The 3,887-nt window shown below is 39.9% G+C and carries 2 protein-coding genes, 1 pseudogene and 1 riboswitch; of the genes and pseudogenes, 2 read left to right on the top strand and 1 reads right to left on the bottom strand.

The window, feature by feature from the left end:
• A pseudogene (locus AC52RT_RS10225) lies at positions 1 to 485 on the top strand (hypothetical protein); the annotation flags it as partial.
• A gap of 509 nt (positions 486 to 994) precedes the next feature.
• On the opposite strand, the gene serA reads toward AC52RT_RS10225, so the two are convergent.
• Positions 995 to 2,569, bottom strand: coding sequence for a phosphoglycerate dehydrogenase (gene serA / locus AC52RT_RS10220; RefSeq protein WP_495540648.1), 1,575 nt, complete (start codon positions 2,567 to 2,569; stop codon positions 995 to 997).
• A gap of 352 nt (positions 2,570 to 2,921) precedes the next feature.
• Positions 2,922 to 3,057, top strand: a riboswitch (FMN riboswitch).
• Between the two features lie 170 nt (positions 3,058 to 3,227).
• On the opposite strand from serA, the gene AC52RT_RS10215 reads away from it, so the two are divergent.
• Complete coding sequence (locus AC52RT_RS10215) at positions 3,228 to 3,821, top strand: ECF transporter S component (RefSeq protein WP_495540647.1); 594 nt, start codon at positions 3,228 to 3,230, stop codon at positions 3,819 to 3,821.
• The last annotated feature ends 66 nt before the right edge of the window (positions 3,822 to 3,887 follow it).

Raw genomic sequence — 3,887 nt, 5'->3', positions numbered from 1 at the left:
ATAACCAAATTGAACAGGTTGTTTTTACCACAAATGGGCAGCCAGGGATACCGTTTTCTCATGCAGGCATGTTAGAGACCTTGGAGATTAGTAAATTTGATAAAAAATCTTTTCTTTTGTATCAGCATAATGAAACCAGCCGGAGGTTTCTTGCACCATCAAACATCAGCTATGATTCTATTACCGACGCATTAGTGTCACTGAAGGAAGATCCGGGTATTGAAGGTATTTACCCTTCCGTACCTCAAACAATTGGCTGGGACAATGTTAGAGAGCATAAGAGCACGCTTGAAATTGACCTGTCTACTGATTCGATTATAGAAGATACGGAAGAAACAAGAACAGCTATAGAGGCTATTCTTTTTACTGCGAAAGATTTTGGCTTTGAACAGGTGCAATTGTTTAATGCTTCCGTAAGTCAGGTACAAGAGCTGGACTTGTCAGAGCCGATTATCATTCCAGCAGCACCCAATTATATAAAGTAATGATGGAATGAATCCTCTTAAATAGAAAAGACTGTCGTTGAGTACACGACAGTTTTCTTTTAGTTATTAAAATGAGTCGGTTAATTTCCGTTCCAGGCGCTTAGCTTTCCGCGGGCGGGCGGTGAGCCTCCCTCGTCGCTTACGCTCCTGCGGGGTCTCTCCTGTCCCGCTATTCCCGCAGGAGTCTTCACGCCAACACTCCCATCAACCGTCTTTCTAAAGTTAATCTGGATGTAAAACCTAGCTATTGAATGTTACACGTACTACCCTAGAACAAATTCAGGAGGACATAAGTGATCTGAAAAGCGGATACTATGTCCATTACGAAATAATATAACAGTACGACTATAAAAGCCATGAGCTGTCTCGATAAGCAGGAAAACATCCATGAAATGTGTACAAAATACCAAAAGAAGTACGGAATGAAATCATTCCGTACTTCCGTACCTCTTTTGCCTACAAACTAAGACTGTCGTTGAGTACACGACAGTCTTTTCTTCATACAGAGATTATACTGTTATTTTATACATGGATGTAATATCGGTATTTTCTTTAAGTTTATCTTTTAAGCTGGGCTGTAGTGGTTTATCAAAGGTAAGCACCATGATTGCTTCGCCGCCGGCTTGTTTACGTCCAACCTGCATGGTGGCGATATTGACGTCGTTATCACCAAGGATTTTTCCTACGCGCCCGATTACACCAGGCTTATCGGTGTGTTGTATATAAAGCAGGTTTCCTTCAGGGTGGAAATCAATCTTAAATCCATTAAGGTTGACGATTCTAGCACCATAATTAGGAATAAAGGTACCACTGATAGTAAGCTGCTGTTTATCTCCAGTTACAGTTACCGTGATTAAGTTAGAATAACCAAATGTGTCATGAGAGGTTTTATCGCCAATAGATACCCCGCGCTCCTTAGCGATCAACAATGCGTTTACTTCATTAATGGGTACATCTAGTCTAGATTTAAAGAAACCTGATATAAGGCTCTTCGTTAAAATCGATGTATCGAAGTCCAAGGCTTCTCCTGCATACGAAACAGATATTTCTTGAACACCCTCTTGCATACATTGTGAAACAATCGCTCCCATTTGTTTAATCAATTCATAAAATGGCTGTACCTTCTCAAAGACCTCTTTAGAGATGGCTGGAAGATTAATTGAATTAGATACTGGTTTTCCTTCTAAGAATACAAGCACCTCTTGGGCAACCTGTGTAGCCACATTTAACTGGGCTTCTTTTGTTGAAGCACCTAGATGAGGGGTGGCGATTACTTGATCTAATTCTAGAAGCTTATGTCCAAGGGGAGGTTCTTCTGTAAAGACATCTATAGCTGCTCCTGCAATATGGCCCTCGACAATCAATTCATATAAATCATCTTCATTAATAATGCCGCCTCGCGCACAATTTAATAAATAAACACCCTTTTTACAAGTCCGCAGGTTTTCTTTATTCAATAAGCCTCTTGTTTCATTAGTTAGAGGTGTATGTACGGTAATAATATCTGAGCTGGTTAGGACTTCAGACAGCGGCAGGGAAGTGACAGAAATCTTTTTAGCACGATCAGCTGTTAAGAAGGGATCAAATACATGAACATCCATACCAAATACTTTTGCACGCTTAGCAATTTCAGTTCCGATACGGCCCATACCGACAATTCCCAGCGTTTTTCCGTAAAGTTCTGTTCCTGTAAAGGATGAACGTTTCCATTCTCCATTTTTTAAGGAAGAATAGGCTTGGGGGATATGACGCATTAAGGAAGCCATCATTGCAAATGTATGCTCAGCAGTCGAAATTGTATTGCCATCAGGTGCATTAACAACGACAATCCCTCTTTTGGTAGCAGCAGGAACATCGATATTGTCAACGCCTACTCCGGCTCGGGCTATAATCTTTAAGTTAGCCATTTGACTCATTAATTCTTCCGTTACTTTGGTCGCGCTTCTTACAAGGATGGCGTCCATTTCATTAAGCTCATCCTTTGCTTCTTGGATGGTTTTTTGAATAAGGGTAACATGGGGTGACTCTAATAAGGGACCCAATCCCTCTGGTTTTATAGCATCTGCAACTAATATTCGATACACGTAGAAACACCTTCCTAACCAAGTTTTTCTCGAGAATTTTCAGTTAATTTTACTCGACATTTTATCTTTCTGTCAATTTGATCTCCCTTTATGTAATCGTTTCCAAATAGAAAATGTTTGTGAATAAACGTTGTCAGCATGCATTCTGATGGGTTTTTCTATTCACAAAAGGATGGGGGAAAAATATTTTAGCGAAGTACAGCGGCATAGTGTTTTAGGAAACCGTTAAGGAGAGGTAAGGGAAATAAGGGGGGACAAATCATTAAAATCTAACTTTTCAGAAAAAAAGCCAAAAAGCTTTCCAAACATGCATATATCGTATATACTCTTTTTATGCAATAAAATTTAATAGGTCTATCTTCGGGGCGGGGTGTAATTCCCCACCGGCGGTGATGAAGGAATATCCCTTCTAAGCCCGCGAGCCTTACAAGGCAGGATTTGGTGAGATTCCAAAGCCGACAGTATAGTCTGGATGGGAGAAGATGGAGGTTCCAAATGCCGTGCCAAATGTAATAATTTGTGACGTTTATTTGTTGATGCCGCTAACTCTCCCTTTGATCATTTTATTGATCAAAGGGTTTTTTGTGAAATGGCATTTGGTGCCGATCCTCTTTTCGTGGGGTAGATTAGTACACAAAAAGAAGGAGAGAGAGCTATTATGAGCAACACGCGTGTAAAAAAATTAGTTGTCCTGTCAATGTTAGGGAGCATAGCCTATGTGCTAATGCTGTTGAATTTTCCATTTCCAGGATTGCCGCCTTTTCTAAAAATTGATTTTAGTGACATTCCTGCACTCATTGCTGCCTTGATTTTTGGGCCGCTGGCAGGTATCTTAGTAGAAACAATCAAAAATATGCTGGATTTTGTTATGACAGGAAGTCCTACGGGTGTACCAGTTGGCCATCTGGCTAATCTTGCTGCCGGTATCCTGTTTATCTTACCAACCTATTATGTTTATGAACTGCTTAAGAGGACAAAACAAGGAATGACATTTGGTCTGATTACAGGTACAGTCGTAATGGCTGCTTTAATGAGTATCCTAAATTATTATGTTATTCTACCTGCTTATACCATTTTTGCGGGAGCAACAGCCATGTCAGGTGCTGAAACCAGACAAATGATTACAACAGCCATTCTTCCATTCAACATCGTAAAAGGAATTTTAATTACAGTCGTATTTATGCTGCTGTTTGTCCGTCTTCAAACATGGATTAATAAGCAGTCACTATATAAAAAATATAAAAGTGCTTAAACAAAAATAATCAATAATAAAAAGCGATCTTCCAAAGGAAGATGGGTCAGACTGTAGACAAACTCG

It is taken from the genome of Peribacillus sp. (assembly GCF_059453735.1).
This window is presented reverse-complemented; position numbering and strand designations above follow the sequence as displayed.

Excerpts from the sequence above, each read along its gene's own strand:
- AC52RT_RS10215 (WP_495540647.1), top strand. The coding sequence starts at position 3,228 with ATGAGCAACACGCGTGTAAAAAAATTAGTTGTCCTGTCAATGTTAGGG.